This is a genomic window from Chitinophaga sp. RAB17 (assembly GCF_052114225.1).
Taxonomy (GTDB): domain Bacteria; phylum Bacteroidota; class Bacteroidia; order Chitinophagales; family Chitinophagaceae; genus Chitinophaga.
This window is the reverse complement of the sequence record NZ_JBFREI010000001.1, coordinates 62,405-86,473: the sequence shown is the minus strand read 5'-3', so window position 1 is coordinate 86,473 and position 24,069 is coordinate 62,405. Positions and strand designations below refer to the sequence as shown.

Sequence of the window (24,069 nt, the reverse complement as noted above, 5' to 3'; positions counted from 1 at the left end):
ACCTAAAACTTACTTACTAAAGCTTCGTTCCGCCCTGCTGACCGCAGAAGTGCCGAACCAGCCTAATATCCTTATTTGTCCTTTCGGGGTAGTATTCTTTATATTACTCTTCACGTTTTCCAGCACTTTGGCAAATAACCCACCAGCATTTACCTGGGCATCTACCTGGGTCAGGAAATCATGAGCAGGGTAGGTTACTGACATCAATTTTACAATCACCTTTTCACCTGTCAGGAAGGGTTTACTGTAGTTGGTAATTCCTTCTTCTATTGGTAAAATAAACGGATCTCCATCGGAAACACCGGCATCATAAGAGCCATCTATTGAGAAGTTATCTTCTAAACGTTTGATGGTATCATTGCGATAAGAACGGATCCAGTAATAATCTACGGTATCCTTGAGATCCCGGGCATAAAACCTGGCATAGTAACCTTCTTTATTACTAATCGATTCTTCTTTTGTTTTGAATTCATAAGAGATAGAATCAATGCGGGGTACCCTTTTGATACTGTCTAATGCTTCGAAGGTTTCTCCTTTGTATAAAATCCGGAGTTTGTACGCATGTCCTATTACACCAATCGGCTTAGCAGTTGCATCGTAGCTATACATTTTGTCTTTAAACAAAAACGGATAGGTAGCACCGGTAGTCAGGTCATATAAAGTGATCTGGGCATCATCAATGATGGGAGCCGGGTTGTTATCCGTATATGGTACGGACATGGTGAACTTTATTTTCTGCAATCCGGGCTCGTTGGTAATCCATGCATCCAGCACGGGAAAAGAGGTGCCTTTCGCAATGTTCAGGTCTACCTTGTCTTCGCAGGCGGTTAAACCCGCAATGGCAGCAAATAATATGAGAAAGAATGATTTTTTCATCTGATCTTGAGTTTTGGACAATTAGAACTTAAAGTTGTACGTGATACCCGGGATAATAGAACCTATGATAGACAGGCGGGTGGCTTCACGTTGGGTTGGATCATCTTCATTCTGTTTAAAGTAGATGGTGTAGGCATTTCTGCGGCCATATACGTTGTACAGCGAAAATACCCATTCTCCCTTCCAGCGTTTGAGTTGTTTGCCTTTCAGGGTCATAGACAGATCCAGGCGATGATAAGCAGGTAAACGATAGTTATTACGCTTTTCGGTACTGTTATAAGGGATGTCCCAATCCTGGAACTCCAGTCTGTTATCCGCGAAAGTACCTGGTGTGCCGGATGCAAATACCCAGTTGGCAGACAGCGAAGTACGTTTCGTGAAGGTATGTGTTAATACAAGGTTCAGGTTGTGGGTACGATCGTAGCGGTTCAGGAACCACTCATTCATACTGATACCTGGTGTTTTTCTTTCTGTACGTGACAGGGTGTAACTTACCCAGCCGGTAGTTTTGCCGATATCTTTTTTAACATACAATTCCAATCCGTAAGCGCGTCCCTGTGAAGGCAGCAAATCTGCTTCGATTAACGGGTTGAGCTGCAGGTTGGCATTATCTATATAATCCACCTGGTTATCAGTTGTTTTATAAAATACTTCAGCAGATAATTCATAAGCGTCGTTAGGAGCATTATAGAAATATCCTGCTGTATACTGATCCGACACCATTGGCTTGATGTTGTTGGTGCTGGGGGTCCAGATATCCAGTGGGGTAGGAGAAGCAGTATTAGACAACTGGTGCATGAACTGCGTAGTTCTGCTGTAAGCTATTTTCACCGCATGTTCGTCTGTAAAAGCATAGCGGGCGCTGATTCTGGGTTCAAAGTAGTAATAACTTTTAATCACATCATTGTCACTATAGTCTTTCATACCGGTCAGCCTTTTGCGGATACCAGGGGTGGTGTCAGCATAGAAGTAAGCGGTGCTTTTGCCAAGAAACTGATAAGCAGAAAGGCGGCCGCCGTACTGGATACCGAATTTTTTAGAGGGCTTGTACTCATGATCAATATACACTGCAGACTCGAGTGCATGTTGGTCATATAGTTCTTTCACATGTTTGATATCACCATTCGTGCTGGTACCAGTTCCTGGTTTGAAGGTATAGTAGATACCCTGTACACCAAAATGGAGGCTGTTGGAAGAGTTGATATAATAAGTGAAAGATGGTTTTAAGCCGTAGTTAATGATATTGGAAGTCCAGTCGTAGGCCTGGGATTCTTCATTGGTCTTTTTCTTGGAGTCGTTGCTGAAGGCTAGACTGTAATCGTATTTACTATAATAAGTAGTCAGGTTCAGGAACAGGCGGTTGGTGAAAACGTGGTTCCAGCGAACAGTAGCAGTACTGTTCCCCCAGTTCATGTTCACGTCTTTTCCGAATCCGAATACATCCCTTCCGAAGTAGCCACTTACGAAGAGGGAGTTGTTTTTATTGAATTTGTAATTGGCCTTGGCAGTGATGTCGTAGAAATTGAGTTTGGTATCTTTCATATCTCCCTTTACAAAAGGCTTCATCAGCAGGTCTATATAGGATCTTCTGGCAGCCACAATGAAAGAGGCTTTATCTTTTACCAGCGGTCCTTCTACAGACAGGCGACTGAAAATATTACCGATACCACCATTTACGGCGAAGTTTTGGTTGTTACCATCTTTCATACGTATATCCAATACAGAAGAGGTACGTCCACCATATTCAGCGGGGAATCCACCTTTAATCAGGTTGAGGCTTTTTACAGCGTCCGGATTGAACACAGAAAAGAAGCCGAGCATGTGGGTGGAGTTGTATACGGGAGCTTCATCCAGGAGGATGAGGTTTTCATCGCTGTTACCACCACGGACATTAAAGCCGGAAGCACCTTCACCTACGGTATTTACACCGGGGAGGGTCTGAATAGCACGCAGTACGTCTACTTCACCCATGAAGGTGGGCATTTTTTTCATCTGGGCTATATCCAGTTTATTGATACTGGTATTGAGGGTATTTACGGTCCTTTCCTGTTTCTGACCGTTTACCGTTACAACATTCAGCTGGCTGCTGGTAGCTTCCAGGCTGACGTCTACAGTTGCATTCTTTTTTAGGTTGACAGTTGTTTTATAAGTTCCGTAGCCCATATAAGAAAACTGCAGTTCGTGTTCGCCTGCCGGAAGCGTGAGGGAGTAAAATCCGTATTGGTTGCTCACGGTACCAACGGAGGTGCCGGTTTTTCCAATAGAGATACCCACCAGGCTTTCTCCGTTTTGTTTGTCTTTTACATAGCCGCTTACGGTATATCGTTGCTGCTGTGCGGTTGTTGTTTGTCCTGCTAAGAGGAGAAGGAGCAGTGACAGCAACATGGTTGCCTTAGTTTTCATAAAAATTAAGTCCGTTTTATTATAATTTCCATTGCCTTTTTCGAGCATGTGCATATAAGACGTGGCAAAAATATTATACCCCTACGCGAATAAATTATTTTTTTTATAAATGGAATAAAGCTACCTGAGCGAAGGAATAACAGGCTAAACCGTTGTTATTTCTTCGCTTAGGTAGCTTTATATGTTGTGCAGTATATTTATTTAATCCAGAATATCACAGTTGAACCCGAGCCGGGTGACAAATTCTATGATTGTTTGTTCAGCTAACGATTGAGGGCTAACAACACGTAATACTTTGTCACAGTCTTCCAGATCTACACTACAGGCGTTCACGGTAAATTGTGCGGAAATTGCGTTTATGACATTGTTTCTATCCTTAACAGTTGTAATATTGGTACGGAATATTCCCATCATGGCGTAATTAATTTAGTATTCGGAATATTTTTATGCAAATTTGCTCCTGTTATCCCATATAACTGTTACACGAAACGGATTAATACTTATACGAAACGGATTTTTTATGGGCATAGTTATTACAAATGATGCCAACCATGTACTGCTGACGGAGGACACACCTTTTGACTATCAGAAAATCCGGTCCCGGGCTATTATTGAGGAAACCCAGGAAATGAAACATGATTTTGGGGAGGCCAGTTTCCGGGAGTATTGCTTTGATGGTATCAGTATCGCCTGTTGCAAGGCTGATGTGTATGAAAATATTCATATCCACACAGACTTTCAGGAACCCAGGGTATTTATGATGTTTATGGAGCAGGGAGACGTCAGTACTTCCCTGGAAGGGGTGAGCGACCATTTTAAATTCAGTACCCTGGAGCATAATCTCCTGTTCAATCCTTACGAGTCAGAGACCGCAGGAGTAAAGAAACAGCGGGATATCCAGTTTTTTGGATTGAATTTTATGCCTGGTCGTTTCCTCGAACTGGCGGAAAACAACGGTAAGGTACTGGGCGATCTGGCTGATAATGTGGCAGGAAACCGTACAGCGGCACTGGCAACAAAGTTTAACCCCCGTATTACGCCCCGTATGCGGATGGTGATCGAAGAAGTACGTCAGTGCAAGTTCCAGGGAGGTCTTAAAAAACTTTTCCTGCAGTCAAAAGCCATAGAGCTGCTGGCTTTACAGTGTGATCAGATGGAAACAGACCATCTTTCTGCTGCCCCTGCAAAACATAAGATCTCCGCCAGTGATGTGGAGAAATTATATTTTGCCCGTGACCTGTTGCTACAGCATGTACAACAGCCGTTGAGTCTGGAGCAGTTGTCAAGGAAAGCAGGATTGAATGAGTTTAAGCTGAAGTCCGGTTTCAAAGCTGTTTTTGATAATACGGTATTTGGTTTCCTGAATGATCACCGGCTGGAACTGGCGCGGGAGATGATTTTGAGTGGACATCAAAGCATGGCCATGATTGCGGAAGAGGCGGGGTATTCATCTCCACAACACTTCAGTACGGCATTCCGTAAGAAATTTGGTACGAGTCCGGGAAAAATGAGAAATTAAAAAAGTACAGGACTAGCCTTGTTGCTAATCCTGTACGTACAATAAGTTATATTATTAATAGGCCAGCGTGAAACGTTGTTTAATATGTTTAGGCTGTTCCAGTTCATCAATTAACGCGATAGCATAATCTGCTGTAGAGATTTTGCTCTCTCCTTTATCATTAAATACTACCTGATCTTTACCCAAACGGAATTTGCCGGTACGTTCGCCGGGTTGGATCATCATAGCCGGGCTTAACACGGTCCAGTCCAGATCATCGGTTGCTTTAATGACGTGAAAAGCGTCACGGGTAGCGGAAGCGCCTTCTTTCCATTCTGCCGGAAATTCCGGGGTATCCAGCAACTGTACGCCAGGAGCAATTTCCAGGCTACCGGCACCACTCACAGCAATCAGTCTTTTAATACCTGCTTTTTTGGTACCATTAATAATGGCGTGTATAGCTTTGAGGTAGGTAACTTTATCGTGAGCACTGTAGGAGCTGACTACTGCTTCATTGCCCGCTAGCAGCGCCGCCACTTCTGCTTCATTGGTCACATCCCCTTTTTTTACCGTCAGATGAGGGTTCTGAACAGTTATCTTTTCCGGGTTACGAACAATAGCGGTCACCTCGTGACCTCTGTTGAGTGCTTCGTTTAGAATGGCTGATCCTATAAATCCTGATGCTCCGATGATAGCTACTTTCATTTTTTAGTTTTTTATGGTAATTAATAATAATACAGCCTGCCCGTGCTGATTGTTTTAATTGTTATAATGTTTATTACAGTTTTGAAGTAAAAAAAATACAGATGATTAATCTGTAATAATTTTAATTACAGTACAAATGTAGGAAAGTTATTTTAAACACCAAAAGGAATTATATTTTTTTGTTGCAGAAGGGGAGAAATAGATAGTTGCTGTAGGGGAGACAGTTGCCCGCAAGGGGCTAAACCTGTGCTTAGCTGTTATTGACGATGCCTTAAAACAAAAAATCCCGTCAGGGAACAAACCTGACGGGATTTTTTGTTTTATAATATGGTATTACTTTTTTTCGAGGAGATAGGCGGTTGCCTTGCTGCTAACGGTTTTGGCCGCTGGCTGTACGATTTCTGTTTTAGCAGTAGGTGGCATCGGTGGTTGCTTAGTATGGAACATTTCCGCCAGAGTAGGCGCAATCACCAATGATACGATAGACATCAGCTTGATGAGGATGTTCATAGAAGGACCGGAAGTATCTTTAAACGGATCACCAACAGTATCACCGGTTACAGATGCTTTATGCGGCTCTGACTTTTTATAGTAGGTTTCGCCATTAATTTCCACGCCTTTTTCGAACGATTTTTTTGCGTTATCCCAGGCGCCACCGGCATTGTTCTGGAAGATACCCATTAATACACCCGTTACAGTGGCTCCTGCCAGGAACCCGCCCAGTACTTCCGGACCGGCGATAAAGCCTACCAGTAAAGGAGAGATCAGGGCAATAGCGCCAGGCAGCATCATTTCACGGATAGATGCCTGGGTAGAGATGGCCACACATTTGTCGTATTCCGGTTTACCGGTACCTTCCATAATGCCTGGTATTTCGCGGAACTGACGGCGAACTTCTTCTACCATGGCCATGGCAGCACGGCCTACTGCCGCAATGGCGAGAGAGGAAAATATAAATGGAATCATACCGCCTACAAATAAGCCGGCGAGTACATTGGCTTTATAAATATCGATGCCCTGAATACCTGCTACACCAACAAAGGCCGCAAAGAGTGCCAGTGCAGTTAGCGCAGCAGAAGCAATGGCAAAACCTTTACCGGTAGCAGCAGTAGTGTTACCCACCGCATCGAGGATATCGGTTTTTTCTCTTACTTCTTTAGGCAGTTCGCTCATTTCGGCAATACCACCGGCATTATCGGCGATAGGGCCAAAGGCATCAATCGCCAGCTGCATAGCAGTAGTAGCCATCATACCGGCAGCGGCAATTGCTACTCCGTATAATCCTGCCAGGTGGAATGAACCTGCAATACCCGCTGCCAGTACCAGTATAGGTAAGGTAGTAGATTCCATCCCTACAGATAAACCACCAATGATATTGGTAGCAGCACCGGTGGCTGACTGACGGATAATGGATTTCACCGGGCGTTTGCCCATAGCGGTGTAATATTCTGTAATAATACTGATCAGGGTACCTACGGCCAGGCCCACCATGATCGCACCAAATACCTGTCCGCGGGTAAATTCATGGCCACGTAAAACCATGGTACTATCCGGCAGTATCCAGTTTACCAGGAAGAAGGAAACAACAGCGGTTAAAATAATGGAACCCCAGTTACCCATGTTCAGCGCTTTTTGTACCACAGCAGTGCTTAAACCTGCGGTATCGCTTATTCTTACAAATAAAGTTCCGATCATGGAAAAGATGATACCTGCACCTGCAATGATCATTGGTAGCAGAATGGGTGCAATGCCTCCGAAAGTATCGTGTGATATGGTTTCAGAGCCCAGTACCATGGTGGCTAATACAGTAGCTACATAGGAACCGAACAAATCGGCGCCCATACCGGCAACGTCACCTACGTTGTCTCCTACGTTATCCGCAATGGTGGCGGGATTACGGGGATCATCTTCCGGAATACCAGCTTCTACTTTACCTACCAGGTCAGCACCCACATCGGCGGCCTTGGTATAAATACCACCACCCACACGGGCAAATAACGCAATACTTTCAGCACCCAATGAAAAACCAGTGAGTACCTCAATGGTCTTAATCATCTCCGCTGTATTGGCTTCCGCCCCGAAATATGATTTCAATATAATGAACAAAGATCCGAGTCCAAGTACCGCGAGACCGGCAACACCCATCCCCATAACAGAACCGCCGGTGAAAGATACCTGCAGCGCTTTCGCGAGACTGGTACGTGCGGCGTGTGCAGTGCGTACATTGGCTTTGGTGGCGATTTTCATGCCTATAAAACCTGCGGTTGCGGAAAATACAGCACCTATCACAAAGGCCAATGCAATAGACCAATGGGAATTTTCATGTGTTGCCCCCATATAACCTAACAGCAAGGCGGCAATAATTACAAAGTAAATAAGGACTTTATACTCAGCTTTAAGAAATGCCATAGCGCCTTCAGCAATGTGCTGAGCTATCTCTTTCATCTTGTCGTTGCCGGCATCCTGTTTGGTAACCCAGGAACTCTTGACGGCCGTATATAACAAAGCCAATAATCCAAAACATGGTACGAGGTAAACTATATTCATGTAAGCGAAATTTATAAATACGTGGTTGACAAAAAAGTTTAATAATGAATAAAAACAGGATTCCAAAAAAAATATTCAAATGAATATAAAACATAAATTATTAATTGTGTACGTAATAAATAAAATTATTGCACACATGCCCCATCAGTAAGTGTTTCGGGCAAAAAAAAATAACATGCATTGTCAGATACCTTCCTGGAATGCTTTACCCAGCCAACTGATGATATCGGCCGCTGTCATTGCTTCCTGCGAAAGATGGGCAGCGGCCAGATCTCCTGCATAGCCGTGTAGCCATACACCCAGCAGCGCCGCCGCTTTGGGGGAATAATCCTGGGCCAGCAGACCGGTTAATATACCCGTTAGTACATCTCCGCTGCCGCCGGTAGCCATACCGGGATTGCCGGTGTTATTAAAATATACAGCGCCATCAGGACAGGCAATGGCGGTATACCGGCCTTTCAATATAATATAAATCTGCAGACTTACGGCCTGCTTTGATAATAATTCCAGTCGCACGGTATCGTTTTCACAGGTGCCGAAAAGTCGTTCAAATTCTTTTGGATGCGGTGTGAGTATAGAACCCGCGGGTACCTTATATAACAGGTATGGATATACGGAAAGTAGATTGAGAGCATCCGCATCAATGACCATGGGGCGTTGCCAGCTATCCAACAACAGCTCCAGCGATTTAGCGGTACCCGGTTGTGTATCCAGGCCCGGGCCAATACCGATTGTTTTATAGGACGCGGTGTTAATATCGGGATGAAAGTTCGTGTTGTAGTGGGCATCTTCATCTGTAATACACATGGCGCATGGCTCACTGATTTGCATAATATCATAACCACATTGGGGTATGTGGCAGGATAGCAGCCCCACACCCGCGCGTAAACAGGCTTTGGCACTTAATACCGCTGCACCCATTTTACCATAGCTGCCGGCAATCAGCAACGCATGACCATAGGTGCCTTTATGGGCAAATGGGTCACGGGGACGGTAAATAGTCCGCATGATTTCTTTATCAGACAGATGATACCGTGCAGGCGTTTGCGTTATATAATCCGGATGAAGGCCAATGGGTAAAATATGTACCTCGCCTGCATAAGGGGCATTTTCAGGTAGCAGGAAAGCCAGTTTGTAAAATTCAAAACTAAGGGTATAATGTGCACGTACCACGGCGGCATGCCGGTTGCTGTCATCTGCTATCAGGCCGGAAGGCATGTCTATTGATATAATAGTGTGCTTTTGTCGCTGGTCATTGAGGTGATGTACCACGCCGGCTACCCATCCTTCTATTGGCCGGCTCATGCCTGTACCAAAAATGGCGTCTATAATTACAGCATTGGCTGGTAAAACAGGAAAGTCAGATACATCTCCAATTTCATAGGTGACCGAGGGATAATGTTCCTGCAAGGCCTGTAGCTTGAGTTGCTGATCTGCACTGGCTTTGCTGCTATGTTGCAATATGCCGGCACTAACCGTGTAGCCATGATCGAGCAGTAAATGGGCGATGACCAATCCATCTCCTCCATTATTTCCTTTTCCGCAAAAAATATAAATGGGATGTCGGGGGGAATAATGATCTTCCAGCCATGCAGCACATTTGCCCGCAGCTCTTTCCATCAGGCTGGGGCTGCTGATGGGTTCGTGAGCTATCGTGAAAGCATCTGCCTCCCTGATTTGTGCTGCTGTGAAGATTTTCATGTCCGATAGTTGAACATTAAAAATACTTCAAAATAAGGAACATAAAAAAACGGACCATGCTTGCCTCATGATCCGTTTGTAAATGAAGTGGTCGCCCGGCTTAAAAAGTATACCTGGCAGACACACCGCCAATCTCCTCACCCATATAGTTGGTGGGTCCAACAAACTGTACGTAAGGTTTCAGATCGGCACTGATATTTAAAGGAATTTTTTTGAAAGTATATTCAACACCAATGATACCGTCCAGACCTGGAGATACGTAAGTGCCATTTTTATAGTGGTGGTCTTCATAACGACTCCAGTCATAATCCCGACGGTCGTAGAAGCCCAGATGTGCACCACCGCCTACATACATGTTCAGTTCAGGTAAACCTATATTCCAGTTGTATTCATATAATCCGGTAATAGTAAGGTTATTTCTGTGAGAGTGATTGGTGGTTACCAGTCCTTCAATAGCATGAGGGCCCTGGATAAAATGCTTGATGGTAAAGCCCACTATCCATGGGTTTAAACGTACGCCCAGCGCAGTGCTGTAGTTGGACGGATCGCTGTTCTTGTAACTCTTTTTTTTCTGCGCGTTGGCCTGAATTGCGAGCATAGCGATCAGACTGAAAAATAACACGACTTTTTTCATAGATGTGTTGTTTGAATTGAAACTTAAAAATACACGTTAAGAAACGTTGGCTTTTTCTCTAAAGTATATATGCACGACGAAATTTAAATCACGGTTGCTTTGCAATAACAATGCCAACCGGCTTTAGTAAGCGAAGAAAAATAAATCCTGCAATACCAGCCAGCAGGGAGGCGGCTATGACAGAAATGATGGCAATGATCTGCAATTCCCGCTCTTGATAAGCTAATGAAGAAATAAATATAGACATGGTAAATCCTATCCCGGCAATAAGCCCAACGCCTATCAGCTGTAGCCAGCCTGCCTTTGAAGGAAGTGCCGCCAGTTTTAATTTTACTGCGAGAAAAGAAAGTGTAAAGATTCCCAATGGCTTACCAAGTACCAGTCCGGCTATAATGCCATAACTGATATTATTGTGCAGTGCGCCGGCAATATCCGAAGGCAACTGTATGGCAGTATTGGCCAATGCAAAAACGGGCATGATGACAAAATTTACCGGATCGTGTAAACTATGCACCAGGTGGGCAATCCGGTCCTGTGGAATGCAGAATGCCAGCAGCACACCTGCAATAGTGGCATGTACACCGGAATTAAAAAGGCAGTACCATAATACCAGCCCGGGGATATAATAGAATATGAGTCGTTGTACTTTAAAATAATTCAGTAACAAGGGTATTAATAATACCGCGCCGCCAATCAGCAGGTATTTTACATCCAGATGTGGGGTATAAAATACCGCAATGGTTAATATTGCCCCCAGATCATCGATGATGGCCAGGGCCATCAGGAATATTTTTAAACCTACCGGTACCCTTTTGCCCAGTAAGGATAAAATGCCCAGGGAGAAAGCAATGTCAGTGGCCATGGGGATGCCCCAGCCATGAGCATATGGTGTGTTTTTATTAAAGAGGGCGAAGATGAGTGCGGGAAACAGCATGCCGCCAACGGCTGCCAGCACGGGTAAGATAGATTTTCTGACGGAGGAAAGTTCTCCTACAGTCAGTTCCCGTTTTATTTCCATGCCTACCAGAAAAAAGAACAACACCATCATGCCATCGTTTATCCATAACAGGTAGGAGTTGGGAAGGTGCAAAGCCCGGTATTGATAATGATGTCCGCCGGCCGGATCGAACAGGGTATTCCAGAATCCTACATAATCCGTTTGAACCGCTGAATTGGCCAGTATCATAGACAGGAGTGTGCATACGATGAGTACAATACCTACCGCACGGCTATCTTTCAGAAATTGGTGGATAGGAGAAATCAGTGTTTTCCGGATAATGTTAATAGAGTTCTGAATCATTAGAAGAAGAATTACGAATTACCAATTACGAATTACGGATTAGTGGGGAGAGTAACTGATAGCGTTTATCTACCTGTTAGTCCCGTAATTCGTAATTGGTAATTGGTAATTCTTTTTATTGCATTAACTCGTACTTACTTTTCGGCTGCCGTTTGATGTCCCATTTGAAATTTTCCAGTTGTAGCTGGTCTTTAGGGCGTTGTGTAAACGGATAAACCACTCCTTCAGGATCTTTGATCAGCACTACTTTATCTACTTCTCCTTTTTTGAAAAAGATATTGATAATGGCGCATTGTGCTTTGTTAACGCTCATATAAGCGCCACCCTGATCTTTGATATAATTAATTGTTTCCGCATTTCCTTCCACGTGCATCCAGTCGAGGGTTTCACCTGCTACGTAGCCGGTGATGAGGTTACCTTTGATCTGGTTAAACATGCCTGGTCCGGCTTCATTGATAATAAAGCCATTATTTTTCAGCAGCATTTTATCAGCGGTCTGGTTCTTTGTAAACATCAGAATGGTGTCGCCACTGAGTTGTGTGGTATTGTTTGACCAGATCACCGGGTTGCGGTAGAAGCGGAAGATAGAATCTTTGGAAGAATAGAATACGCTGTCTGCCACTGCCTGCAGGGAATCCGAAAACACCCTTACGTGATGATAGGCCAGTATATAACGTTGTTCTGCGGTGTCTTTAGGCGCTTGCAGTGCCATGCTGTCTGCATGATGTTTGATGCCCGGGAGGGAATCCTGCATTACTACAGTGGGGATGGCAGCTATTTTCACATTTTTCACCAGGGAGGTATCGAGTTTTTGCCTGGTTTTAGCCAGGGCGCTGTCTGCCATGAACATCATAACGTTGCCGGCTATACTATCCTGTTGTTTTCGGGCAATAGAGTCTCCTTTGGTGATGGGTGAAATAGTGGCGGTGAATCTCTCCGGCGGTCGTATGGTATTGAGTGCCCGCAGGTTTTTGGTGGGACCATCCGGAACGCGCTTCAGTCCTGCTACAGATGGAATGGATAAGCTGTCGTCCGGACGGATCACACCTGAAAACAGGGTGTCGGCGGCCATATACAGGGTATCCTTATTTTTTTCCATGATCAGCAATGGTTTCTGTGTGGCCAGGATGGTTTTCTCACGTTGATTCACCACACCTTTGTTGGCCAGCAGCGACATTTTGCGGGCGGTATCCTTGTACACCATATTGCCGGTGGCATAAGCCATACCGGTTAATTTGTCCATTTCTATATTGTCGGCGGTGATGGTGCCGGTGCTGTCTTCAATAGTAGGCCGGTTTCCAAAATTGCCATAGCCTTTATCTGTATCATAATAACCACTGGTAGCATACATGGTGCTCTTGTCGTTATTGTTGATAGTGGTAGGGGCAATGATGGTAGCTATTTTAGTATTGGTATTATACAGCAGTTCGCTGGTACTCAGGGTGTATTCGGGATCTACCAGTAACACATTCTGCATGAAATGCATTTCTTTGGTTTCTGTATAGTAGTAGCCTTCATCGCTGGTGAGTACACTTTTGCCGTTTACCAGTCTTCCGCTTTTCACATAGGAACCAATTTTGGCATTCATATCATACTGCAGTTCGGGGCCGGTGATGGTTACTTTACCGTCTGTTAGCCGGGCATTGTCTCTTAACAGGGCGATGCGGGTGTTGGCATCATAGTTAAGGTAATTACCGTAGATGTGTACACTATCTGCCTGGTTAATGTGAATATTGCCATAGGCGTCGATAATATTGCTTTTATTGTTCTTCACGGCGCTGTCACAATTAAACAGGGTGGTGCCCTGTTTAAAGATGGTGTGGCCAAGGAAGCGGGTCACGTCAACAGAATCATGTTGGTTCATGATAAGTGAGTCCGAATGAATAATTTCAATAACAGACCCTGTTTTCGGAGCTGGTTTATCCGGAAACTGGGCGCTGGCCGTAAATGCCAGCAGGCATATTACGGCCAGAGAAATCCCTGATTTTATGTATCGATGCATTGATTCTTATTGTTGCGCCGCTGCTGTATCAGAAGGTAACGGCTTCGTTTTATCTTTTTTGCCAAACAGGGAGAAGTGTACGTAGCGTTTTGGATTGACGCGGAGGTCTTCCAGCAGCTTATTCAGATTTCCCAATGAATACTGAAGGTTGTTGTACACTTTTTTGTCGTTCAGCAACATGCCGGCAGTGCCATCAGTGGTATTCAGTTTGGCAATGGTGGCATTCAGGTTAGTGGCTGTTTGCTGTAATTGTGCCAGAGTTTTGTCGATGTTACCTTTTGCCAGTGCATCTGTTGCTTTCTGTGCATTGTCGAGGATACCGGTAATTTTTGCGTTATTGTCTTTCAGATTACCGGTTACTGCAGCCAGGTTGTTGAATGTTTTCTGGATATTACCTGTGTTTGGATCCAGCATACCATTGAGGGATGCAGAGGTGTGCGTGAAGTTACGCATGGTGGTATTGAGGCTGCGGATAGCATCCTGCAGGTTACCTTTTGCGGTAGTATCCAGGATGGCGTTCACAGACATTAATACAGAGTCAATATTGGAGAGGGTACCTTCCAGTTTTTTCACCAGCGGGCTAAGCTGTGCTTTCAGTGCGTCTGTCATGGAGCCATCTACAGCTGCGTAGATGGTATCACCGCTTTTCAGATATTCGCTGGCGTTACCCAGTTCCATCTGTACTGTTTTGGTGCCCAGCAGGTCGCTGCTGATGCGGGCTACAGAGTTGCGGGGAATATCAATCTTTTTGGTAATGGTGATGGCTACCAGGATCCTGGAGGCATCTTTATCCATTACTTCCAGGTTAGATACACTACCCACCACCAAACCATTTACCTGTACGGCGTTGGCCGGTTGTAAACCGTTTACCTGGTTACAAACAGCATAAATGGTTTTATTATGTGAAAAAAGGCTCTTTCCCTTCAGTAAATTAAAGCCCAGCACAAGTAAGGTTATACCCAGCACCGTTAATATACCAACTTTGGTTTCATTAGATAATTTGAGCATGAGATTCGTATACGTTCACGCAAAAATAATCAAAAAGCATGCACGGGAAGTGCTCGTGTAAAAATGTTAGTAATAAAAAAGAGGAAAGGGGGAAACTATAGAGGGGTATCGGGGGGAGGGGGGCAGTCTAGCAGGAGGTAACAAAAGCGTCTTTGAATCCCAGTTTACGGGCCTTACGCAGGGCACCGGAGGCTTGTTGATCTGTTTTGAAACGCCCCCACATATATTTGTTTAGTTTTTTTTTATTCATCACGATCTGTTGGCGGTTGATATCACCATGGAGCTTCCTGAAAATGGAAGCTCCTGGTTTATAAAATTTATCTGTGATCAGCAGTTGTACACAATAGCGGTCTTCCTGTTGTGGTGTTCCTGGCTTGCCATTGGAGGTTTTACCAGGTTTCAGGAAAGCGTGTGTATTGTTGTTTTTAGAGGAGGTGCTGGTAGTAGCTGGCTGTGAATTGCGGTTGTTGGTGAACCTGTCGAGTTCATCACGGTAACGCTTAATCGCTTTATAGATACAGTTGGCCAGTTCCTGTTGTCCATTGCTGGAGTTGAGGTAATCTTCCTCTTCAGGGTTGCTGATGAATCCGAGTTCCACCAGTACACTTGGCATTGCAGTGGCAGATAGTACCCAGATACCTTTTTCATTTCGTTGTCTTGCTCCGCGGCTGATACGTCCTACCCGGGTAAATTCGTCCTCAATAAGGGTAGAGAGGCGAAGGCTTTGATCGAAATAGGAGTTTCTCAGGGTATTGAGCAGGATGAATGTTTCGGGGTCATCACCCAGCAGTTGTTTGCTTTCTTCTGAGTTGTCATCCAGTACGATAACGGAATTTTGTTTAAGGGATTCCATTTTGGCGTTGTTCTTACTGGTAGCCCATATATACGTTTCCGTGCCTTTGGCGTTGCTGGGGTAGTAGGCATATACCGGTTGTTTAACGGCTATTTTCTTTCTTCCTTTTTTACGGTATACGGTTTTATAGTCTACTACTTTACGGATCTTACCAGTTGAGTTACAGTGGATAGAGACGAACAGTTCCCCTTTGTTGTCATTGGCGATCTGGGCTTTTACGCGGGGATCGTCAAACCGGTCACTTTTTCGTGTATACACTACCTTTACATCGGGCATGTTTTCTTCCAGGATCTTTCCCAGTTTCAGTGCTACTTCGAGGGTTACTTGTTTTTCGGTAGAGTAGCTGCCTTTGGCGCCGGGATCTGTACCGCCGTGGCCGGCATCAATAACAATCGTTCTTATAGGCTTATCCTGTTTAGTAGGAACAGGATCATTTTTGGCCTGAATAAAAAAGGTACAGGTGAATAGTGTTCCCAGTCCTAAAATCCAAAATCGGTTCCAGCGCATGATTCTCATTTTAATGGGTGCTGTTTATCACAAAAAATAAAAAAATAAGTTTATCTGTTAAATTAATCATTGTCATGCTCCATGCGAGTTTAAACCACCTTTCTATACATCGTCTATCAAACATTACAAGTTACCATTTGTAATAAATTGTATAAAATCTTGTAGGTTTGTGGCCGCCGTAACACATGAACGCTAGCTACAAAAATAATTATAAAAAGTTTTTTCGACATACATACCTGGTTTTTGCCGGTATGTTCATTGCCATTCCCTTTATTATAGATGCAGTTGCAGGGTCCAGGCCACATGCTGTATCGTTTTTTAACAAAAGTTTGGCAGATACAGCCCCTTTGACCAGGAAAGATACCGGCAAAATCAAACGACCTGCTGTGATTCCTCCTGCTGCAACGGACACGAATGTACTGTCAAAAGGGACGGATACCAGCGGAACAGTGACTGTCGATACCCTCTTTGTTCCAAAGATATCAAAAGACACGCTGGATGCGCCAGTTAATTATAAAGCGAAGGATTCTATTATCCTGATGGTGCCTGACAAACGTTTCTATTTATACGGTACTGCCAACACAAAATACAAAACCATTGATCTTTCGGCCGAAAAAATGAATTTCGACCAGGAAACCGGTATCCTGGAAGCGACCAACGCGAAAGATACCGCTGGTAAATTGTTTGGCGGACCGGTGATGAATGACGGTGGCCAAAGCTTCGAATCGGATACCCTCCGCTATAATTTTACCTCCCAGAAAGCAAAGATCTATAATACCCGCTCCCAGTATGGAGAAGGCTACATTCATAGTGCACAAACCAAAAAAGCGGCGGATAATACCATCTTCGGCTTTAAAAATGGCTATACTACCTGTAACCTGGACACTCCCCATTTCAGCTTCCGGGCCCGCAAAATAAAGGTTATACCTGATAAACTGGTTATTTCCGGTCCGGCTAACCTGGAAATTGAAGGAATTCCTACCCCCCTGTTCATACCTTTCGCCATTTTTCCTATCACGCAGGGACAACGGTCGGGTATTCTGCCTCCGCAGTATGTGGTGAACCAGCAGAAAGGGATTGGACTTGAAAATGGTGGGTACTATATAGGTTTGGGCGACAATTTTGACCTGACGATGCGGGGAGACGTGTACTCCTATGGTAGCTGGAGCCTTACAGGAAGCCCTACTTACCGCAAACGGTATAAATACAACGGGGGCCTCAACCTGAGTTTTGCCAATACCCGCTTCGGCGATCCAGCGGTAAAATCTGAGTTCAGCACCTCCAAAGATTTCCGGATCACCTGGAATCACAGTATGGACAGCAAGGCCCGTCCGGGTGTGAACTTCGGGGCTGCCGTGAACTTTGGTACCTCGTCCTATAATAAATACAACGTGTATGATTATAATACCCGTGTAAATAATAACATCGGATCTTCCATCACCTTTTCAAAAACCTGGATAGGAAAGCCTTATAACCTGACTTTGGGATTAAACCACTCTCAGAACTTAAGTACCCGCGATGTGTCGATTTCCTTCCCGGATGGAACATTCACGGTGAATACCATCTATCCTTTCCAGCGGAAAGAAATGATAGGTAGTCCTAAATGGTTTGAAAAAATAGGGGTTTCTTATAATACCGTTCTGCGTAACCAGGCTAACTTCAAAGATTCCCTGTTTGGTAAACAGGCCATGTTTGATGCGATGCAAACGGGCATGCAGCATAATATTCCGATCTCCTTCTCGATCCCGGTATTTAAAACCTTTACGTTATCTCCGGGTATTAACTATACAGAATACTGGTATACCAAGAAGTTTAACCGTACCTGGAATCCTAATAAGCCCAACTTTGGAACAGGGACCAATGGAGCTATTGACACTGCCTACCAGGCTGGTTTCTTTACCGCACGTGATGTAAGTGCCAGTATGTCGTTGTCTACTGCCCTATACGGTATGTATGCATTCAGCAAGCACTCCAAGATTAAGGCGATCCGTCACGTGATGCGTCCTACTTTGAGCGCCAGCTACAGGCCGGATCTGAACCCTAACCTCTATAAGGAATTACAATATAATAACGCAGGTGACAAGTCCATGGTATCTGTATATGATGGTGCTATTATCGGTGTACCTTCTCCTGGTTCGTTTGGTGGTTTGAACTTCGGTTTGGACAATAACCTGGAAATGAAGGTGTTCTCAAAAAAGGATACTACGGGGAACCATGAACGAAAAATAAAGTTGCTGGATGGTTTTGGTATCAACGGTAGCTATAACCTGGTGGCAGATTCCTTTAAGCTGTCGACTTTCAGTTTATACGCACGTACCAATTTGTTTGATAAATTAAATATCTCCGCCAGTGGTAACCTGGATCCTTATCAGACAGATGCCCGTGGCCGTCGCCTTGATAAATATGTTTGGCAACAGGGGAAGATCAGTCTGGGGCGTTTAACCAACGCAAGTATCTCGATGAGTACTTCATTCCAGTCGAAGGATAAAAAGAGCAAGGCAAAAGAACAGACAATAGATTCTATACAGAACGCGCAGAGTACAGATGCTGCCTTTGCTGCGCAACAGCGGCAGTTGGCAATGGTACGTAACAACCCGGGTGAGTATGTGGATTTTGATATTCCATGGCGTGTGGATCTCTCGTACAGCTTATCTTATACGAATACTATTATACCGGATTCCGGTGGTGTTGTAAAGCGTATCACCCAATATGTTAGCTTTAATGGTGATTTTAGTCTTACGCCGAAATGGAAGATTGGATTAAACAGTGGTTTTGATTTTACCAATATGCAGATTGCCTATACGAATATGTATATCTCGCGGGATATGCACTGCTGGCAGATGTCTATTAACCTGATACCGTTTGGTACTTTCCGGCAGTTTAGCATTACTATTAATCCGAAAGCGGGTATCCTGCGTGATTTGCGAATAAACCGATCGAGACAGTTCTACGATTTATAACGGTGATGGATATATGATTTTAATAGTAGCCTGATGTGAAAAATATTTTATAAAAGAGAAAAGCCCGTTTGATATTTTATCAAACGGGCTTTTCTCTTTTATAACCGGGTATTAATTTTTTGTATTGTGTGCTAAGTAGTATGTCCACATCTGGTTGAATACTTTTTCTTTCAGAGCCGGTATATCCTCCCTGCTAAGGCCAGCTGTAGGCACAGGCGGCAGAAAATGATAGTCGATATGATGAGGCCATGCAAAGAATTTTCTTCCTACTGGTAATATCTTTTTAGTATGAAATAACAGTGAAGGAATCAAGGGCAATTGTGTATCGATGGCCAAGGCGAAAGCGCCATCATAGAAGGCTTTTAAGGGCTCTTCTGTGCGGTTGCGGGTGCCCTCCGGATAAAGCAGGATGTGTAAGCCCTGTTTCAGCGCCTCTTTCATATCTGTTACGCTTTGCTTTCTGCTGGCTTCACTACTGCGGTCAACCATAATACCACCTATTTTATATAACACACCAAAGAGCGGAATTTTGCCCAGTGAAGCTTTTGCCAGCGTTTTATTTGCGCCTGGTATTTTGGCGGTGGTAACAGGTACGTCTATTAATGAGTTGTGATTGCATACTACCACATAGGTTTGTCCCGGTGCAAAATATCCTGTTCCTTTTCTTCTGACAGGGCAGCCGATCAGGGGCATATATACAATCATCCATACCCTGCCGATAGCGAGGAAGCCTTTAGACTTTGTAGGATCCGGCCAGAAGGAGATAATCCAGATAGGAATAAATACGATCAGCATGGTGCCTGCAAATAACAACAACATCCAGGCTGCGAATATTCTACCAAGGATATTTTTCAACATAGCTTTTACTTTTATAGTCTCCAGTCTACCGGTGCAATCCCTGCTTTACCGAGTATTTCATTGGTTCTTGAAAAATGCCTGCATCCGAAAAAACCTTTATCTGCACTGAATGGCGAAGGATGCGCTGCCTGCAAAATATGATGTTTTGTTGCGTCTATCAAATATTGTTTATCCTGTGCAAACCTTCCCCAGAGCAAAAATACAACGTCTGTGCGTCGTTCGGAAATGGTTCTGATAACAGCATCTGTAAAATCGCCCCAGCCTATTTTACTATGTGAGGCAGGTTCTCCGGCTCTTACTGTTAAAAACGCATTTAATAATAATACACCATGTTCTGCCCATTTGGTAAGATTGCCACTGGTAGGAATTTCCAGTCCAAGGTCCGTTTTCATTTCCTTGTAAATGTTCACCAGTGAAGGCGGTGGTTTTATACCATCCGGTACGGAAAAACTGAGTCCATGCGCCTGTCCTGCACCGTGATAAGGGTCCTGACCCAGAATGACCACTTTTACCTTGTCCAGCGGCGTTTTATCAAATGCATTAAAGATCAGGTTACCAGCGGGATAAATCACTTTATTCAACGCTTTTTCATGTTTAAGGAACATGACGATCTGATCGAAATAGGCCTTATGAAATTCATCTTTTAGCGCTTCCTTCCAGCTAGATTCTATTTGTACATCCATGGTATTCACAACTATATTTAAAGAAAAATAAATTAAATTTGATTTATTGAGAGAAATTTACATAAATTTGCACTCCCAAAACGCGAGATAAATATAACAATTTATTTCACATTACAAGGGAAAAGGAACACATAAGTCTTGGTAGCTCAGCTGGATAGAGCAACTGCCTTCTAAGCAGTAGGCCATTGGTTCGAATCCAATCCAGGACACAGTTTGGGACAAATCGGTTTAATCATCGGTTTGTCCTTTTTCTTTCCTCCAACAGCTGTCAGCCTGACAGTTTCGATTACACTATTAATTCAAAAAGGATCAAGTTGAAAATTGGTGGATAGTGTAAATTTTAAGTATAAAGTTTAGTCAATCTATAAAGAAAAAATGCTAAAGGTTTCAGTCTGCCAGCTGCCCGAAAGCCTGCATCACGGATATTTTACCTTCGTTGTCTCTAAATACTCTTTTAAGATGTAATACCTTAAGCACCCCATCATTATCTTTTCATTATGTAAACGCCGCTGAGCCAGTGCCTGAAACAGGCGATGTACATATAGTAGTACCGCAGCAGAGGTGGACTTGATGTGGACTTGAGGTGGACTTGATGGGGGGATGTATAACCCCGATAAAATTGCATCAGCAAATGGATGAAGGCCAGAACTGGCCATAGTGGCGCTGCTTCAGTACAGGGGGAGCAGTGGAAAGAAATATACTATTGACAGGAAGCAGGAATAAAGGGTAGGCTATTGAAAAAAGGATATTTCCCAGGTTTTCAACCTCATCTTTTAAAAACTGGCCTCATCAAAAACGGATTTTTTCGGAAAAAATGAATCCAGTATTAATCGTTTTTTTCATTCCCGGCTTTTATTTTTTTGTCGTGAGTACCATCAGCTACATCAGTGTTGATGTCTGCTTCGTAGAAGGGATAAAATGAATGACCATGAGGTGGATGATGAAGAGATTTATGCTAACTTTAAAAATGCTGCATCAAGAATTTGACCCTCCTGAAGAGCTGAAAGATACCATCAAGTGCTTTTGGTACAACAGGGAAGATTTCGGAGAACAATTAACAAGTTTTGAGGTATTACCTGACGGCTACGCTGAAATTATCTTTCATTTCGGCAGCGGCTGTAGCACTTTTTACAATGGAAGTCTGCAGCCATTGCCGTCACCATTTATGATGGGGCTACTCAATCAGCCGGTTCGTTTTTACAGCAAAAATCGCTTCGAAATTATTGCTATCAGGTGCTTTCCCTGGACCGTGTTCGATTTGCTTGGATTACCATCAGGTAAAGACGGTGTACGCATCTTTGAGCATCCTATTGCACGGCTTCAGTCTGCCTTGAATCAGTGCATGCAGGCCGGGAGGATAGATGAAGCAGTGGATCAGGTAAGACAGTATTTCCTGGATGCACGGTCTCACGTTGCTGCCAACAGTATGCTATTCAAAGCGGGTGTGGCTATGAGAGCCGCAAACGGCACCATGCCGGTAAGCCAGGTAGCGGCAGCGGCTCATGCAACGGTTCGCACACTGGAACGGAACTTTAAGCAATCTTCCGGCTATACAGTTAAAGATGTGTCTGGTCTGATGCGCTTTGAGCAGGTACGAAACCACTTATGGCTTTATCCGGATGCCAACATAGCCGGTTTAGCTCACGAGTTGGGTTACACGGATCAGGCGCACCTGAGCAGGGAGTTCAAGCGTTATAGCGGGACTACGCCAGCGGCATTTGCTCGAAAAGCCAGGAAGGGGAAAAAGGCGGTAAGCAATGATTTTGTCGCGTTTGTACAAGATTGAGACAGGGGCATTCCGGAATTTTGTGTCTCAATCATTCGATATGACAACAACACCTGACAACAACAAAACCGAACAACATCATCCTATTTACGATGTAATTATATCCGGTGCAGGCCCAGTGGGTCTGTTCCTTGCCTCTGAACTGGCCCTGGCCAAATGTTCCGTACTCATACTGGAAAAAATGGAGGATTCTCATTCGCAACTGAAACAACTTCCTTTCGGGATGCGGGGACTTTCTGCGCCTACTATCGAAACGCTTTATCGTCGTGGACTGCTAAAAGAGCTTGAGCTTCATAAGGTCCTTAAAAACCCTCACCAAAAAGCCCAGCAAGGCCCCCGTCGTCAGTTAGGGCACTTTGCCGGCATTCCGTTCCATGCGGGCGATGTGGACACCTCACAGTGGAAGTATCGGCTGCCAGGTGCTACAGACACCAGTTTATTATCTTCCATGGAGGAGATGGAAACGTTGCTGGGCCGCCGCGCCGAAGCCCTGGGTGTAGTCATCATGCGGGGCCTTGCCATTACTGATTTTCATCAAACGGAGGACGAGGTAACTGTTCATTCAGGAGCCCAATCTTTTAAAGGCAAATGGCTCGTTGGGTGCGATGGAAGCCGTAGTGCTGTTCGCAAGCTGGGTGGTTTTGAATTCGCTGGTACCGAGCCGGAATTCACCGGCTACTCTGCCCTGGTAGATATTGCTGACCCGGAAAAGCTCAAGCCAGGCCGAAACGTGACAGCAACAGGTATGTATCTCCAATCTCAGCCAGGGTACCTGGTGATACAGGAATTTGATGGCGGAGCGGCTCATGGTTCAAAAAAGCCAATCACACTTGAACATGTGCAGGAGGTGTTACGCCGTGTATCGAATACGGATGTTACCATCAACGCCCTCCATATGCTAACTACCTGGACTGACCGGGCACGACAGGCCACGGCGTATCGCAACGGACGGGTACTTTTGGCCGGCGATGCCGCACATATTCACGCGCCATTAGGCGGCCAGGGACTTAATCTCGGGCTGGGCGATGCCATGAATCTTGGCTGGAAGCTGGCTGCTACCATCCACAACAAAGCGCCGGAAGGCTTATTGGATAGCTATTATACAGAACGGCATCCAATTGGAGTACAGGTGCTGGATTGGTCACGCGCCCAGGTGGCCATCATGATGCCACAGCCCGAAGCCCGCGCATTGCATGCCATCATCAGTGATCTTATGAATACACGCGATGGCGCCACCTATTTTGCAGGAAGGGTATGGGGTATTTTCACACACTATGATCTCGGTGGTGACCATCCGCTGCTGGGTTACAGCGTTCCCAACTTTGAGTTCGAAGACGGGACAACCATTGGCGAATTAATGCACGATGGCCGGGGAATACTGCTTGATTTTGATAGGAATGATTCACTTAAACCTCTGGTGGGTGAATACGATGACCAGATCAAATATATTTCAGGCAGTGTAAAAGACCGGTTAGGTGTAAGCGCCTTATTGATACGCCCTGATGGGATTATCGCCTGGGCTTCAGACAACGCCTCTGATAGCGGCGAATTCCAGGAGGCTATCGATCGTTGGTTTGCTTATAATTCAGTGATCACACAGTCATAGAACACATTTAAAACTATTTGTCCGGTACGATTAAAGACCTGCATCAGTGCGGGTCTTTTCTTTTTTGCAAAGATGGTTATTTACTAAGCGGATGCGGTTTGTGTATAACCCCTTAATATTTTCTGATTATATTTAAAGTAAA

17 protein-coding genes and 1 tRNA gene are annotated in these 24,069 nt (G+C 44.5%); 5 read left to right on the top strand and 13 right to left on the bottom strand.

Annotated features, from left to right (window positions below):
• Positions 1 to 9: 9 nt before the first annotated feature.
• The 3 genes from AB4Z08_RS00255 to AB4Z08_RS00245 all read right to left on the bottom strand — a co-directional run bounded on the left by AB4Z08_RS00255 (position 10) and on the right by AB4Z08_RS00245 (position 3,693).
• Positions 10 to 876, bottom strand: coding sequence for a DUF4249 domain-containing protein (locus AB4Z08_RS00255; RefSeq protein WP_441571758.1), 867 nt, complete (start codon positions 874 to 876; stop codon positions 10 to 12).
• Between the two features lie 21 nt (positions 877 to 897).
• Positions 898 to 3,279, bottom strand: coding sequence for a TonB-dependent receptor (locus AB4Z08_RS00250; RefSeq protein ID WP_441571757.1), 2,382 nt, complete (start codon positions 3,277 to 3,279; stop codon positions 898 to 900).
• 201 nt (positions 3,280 to 3,480) lie between these two features.
• The gene (locus AB4Z08_RS00245) at positions 3,481 to 3,693 is read right to left on the bottom strand and encodes a hypothetical protein (protein WP_441571756.1); all 213 of its coding nucleotides are present in this window, start codon (positions 3,691 to 3,693) and stop codon (positions 3,481 to 3,483) included.
• A 106-nt stretch (positions 3,694 to 3,799) separates the two neighbouring features.
• Here AB4Z08_RS00245 and AB4Z08_RS00240 point away from each other — a divergent pair, with 106 nt between their 5' ends.
• Positions 3,800 to 4,798: a helix-turn-helix transcriptional regulator gene (locus AB4Z08_RS00240; protein ID WP_441571755.1), complete on the top strand. Its 999-nt coding sequence runs from the start codon at positions 3,800 to 3,802 to the stop codon at positions 4,796 to 4,798.
• 54 nt (positions 4,799 to 4,852) lie between these two features.
• Here the strand turns inward: AB4Z08_RS00240 and AB4Z08_RS00235 are convergent, their stop codons facing one another.
• The 8 genes from AB4Z08_RS00235 to AB4Z08_RS00200 form a co-directional block, all read right to left on the bottom strand.
• Positions 4,853 to 5,482 carry an NAD(P)-dependent oxidoreductase gene (locus AB4Z08_RS00235; RefSeq protein ID WP_441571754.1) on the bottom strand — a complete coding sequence of 210 codons (630 nt, stop codon included), beginning with the start codon at positions 5,480 to 5,482 and terminating at the stop codon, positions 4,853 to 4,855.
• A gap of 333 nt (positions 5,483 to 5,815) precedes the next feature.
• The gene (locus tag AB4Z08_RS00230) at positions 5,816 to 8,029 is read right to left on the bottom strand and encodes a sodium-translocating pyrophosphatase (RefSeq protein WP_441571753.1); all 2,214 of its coding nucleotides are present in this window, start codon (positions 8,027 to 8,029) and stop codon (positions 5,816 to 5,818) included.
• Between the two features lie 183 nt (positions 8,030 to 8,212).
• Positions 8,213 to 9,730, bottom strand: coding sequence for an NAD(P)H-hydrate dehydratase (locus AB4Z08_RS00225; RefSeq protein WP_441571752.1), 1,518 nt, complete (start codon positions 9,728 to 9,730; stop codon positions 8,213 to 8,215).
• A 100-nt stretch (positions 9,731 to 9,830) separates the two neighbouring features.
• Positions 9,831 to 10,364 carry a hypothetical protein gene (locus tag AB4Z08_RS00220; RefSeq protein WP_441571751.1) on the bottom strand — a complete coding sequence of 178 codons (534 nt, stop codon included), beginning with the start codon at positions 10,362 to 10,364 and terminating at the stop codon, positions 9,831 to 9,833.
• A gap of 88 nt (positions 10,365 to 10,452) precedes the next feature.
• Entirely contained in the window at positions 10,453 to 11,664 is a 1,212-nt protein-coding gene (gene nhaA / locus AB4Z08_RS00215; protein WP_441571750.1) for a Na+/H+ antiporter NhaA, read from the bottom strand.
• 115 nt (positions 11,665 to 11,779) lie between these two features.
• Positions 11,780 to 13,666 (bottom strand): OstA-like protein, encoded by a 1,887-nt coding sequence (locus AB4Z08_RS00210; RefSeq protein WP_441571749.1) that lies wholly within the window; start codon positions 13,664 to 13,666, stop codon positions 11,780 to 11,782.
• A 6-nt stretch (positions 13,667 to 13,672) separates the two neighbouring features.
• Positions 13,673 to 14,674, bottom strand: a complete 1,002-nt coding sequence (locus AB4Z08_RS00205; protein WP_441571748.1) for an MlaD family protein — start codon at positions 14,672 to 14,674, stop codon at positions 13,673 to 13,675.
• Positions 14,675 to 14,801: 127 nt separating this feature from the next.
• Complete coding sequence (locus AB4Z08_RS00200; RefSeq protein WP_441571747.1) at positions 14,802 to 16,034, bottom strand: N-acetylmuramoyl-L-alanine amidase family protein; 1,233 nt, start codon at positions 16,032 to 16,034, stop codon at positions 14,802 to 14,804.
• Between the two features lie 185 nt (positions 16,035 to 16,219).
• On the opposite strand from AB4Z08_RS00200, the gene AB4Z08_RS00195 reads away from it, so the two are divergent.
• Positions 16,220 to 18,994, top strand: coding sequence for a putative LPS assembly protein LptD (locus tag AB4Z08_RS00195; RefSeq protein WP_441571746.1), 2,775 nt, complete (start codon positions 16,220 to 16,222; stop codon positions 18,992 to 18,994).
• Between the two features lie 111 nt (positions 18,995 to 19,105).
• Here the strand turns inward: AB4Z08_RS00195 and AB4Z08_RS00190 are convergent, their stop codons facing one another.
• On the bottom strand, positions 19,106 to 19,852 hold the full coding sequence (locus AB4Z08_RS00190; protein WP_441571745.1) for a lysophospholipid acyltransferase family protein: 747 nt from the start codon (positions 19,850 to 19,852) through the stop codon (positions 19,106 to 19,108).
• Positions 19,853 to 19,863: 11 nt separating this feature from the next.
• Positions 19,864 to 20,535, bottom strand: a complete 672-nt coding sequence (gene ung / locus AB4Z08_RS00185; RefSeq protein ID WP_441571744.1) for a uracil-DNA glycosylase — start codon at positions 20,533 to 20,535, stop codon at positions 19,864 to 19,866.
• Between the two features lie 135 nt (positions 20,536 to 20,670).
• On the opposite strand from ung, the gene AB4Z08_RS00180 reads away from it, so the two are divergent.
• The 3 genes from AB4Z08_RS00180 (at position 20,671) to AB4Z08_RS00170 (ending at position 23,927) form a co-directional block, all read left to right on the top strand.
• Positions 20,671 to 20,744 (top strand) — tRNA-Arg (locus tag AB4Z08_RS00180).
• Positions 20,745 to 21,502: 758 nt separating this feature from the next.
• On the top strand, positions 21,503 to 22,321 hold the full coding sequence (locus AB4Z08_RS00175; protein ID WP_441571743.1) for an AraC family transcriptional regulator: 819 nt from the start codon (positions 21,503 to 21,505) through the stop codon (positions 22,319 to 22,321).
• Positions 22,322 to 22,361: 40 nt separating this feature from the next.
• Positions 22,362 to 23,927 (top strand): FAD-dependent monooxygenase, encoded by a 1,566-nt coding sequence (locus AB4Z08_RS00170; RefSeq protein WP_441571742.1) that lies wholly within the window; start codon positions 22,362 to 22,364, stop codon positions 23,925 to 23,927.
• Positions 23,928 to 24,069 lie beyond the last annotated feature (142 nt).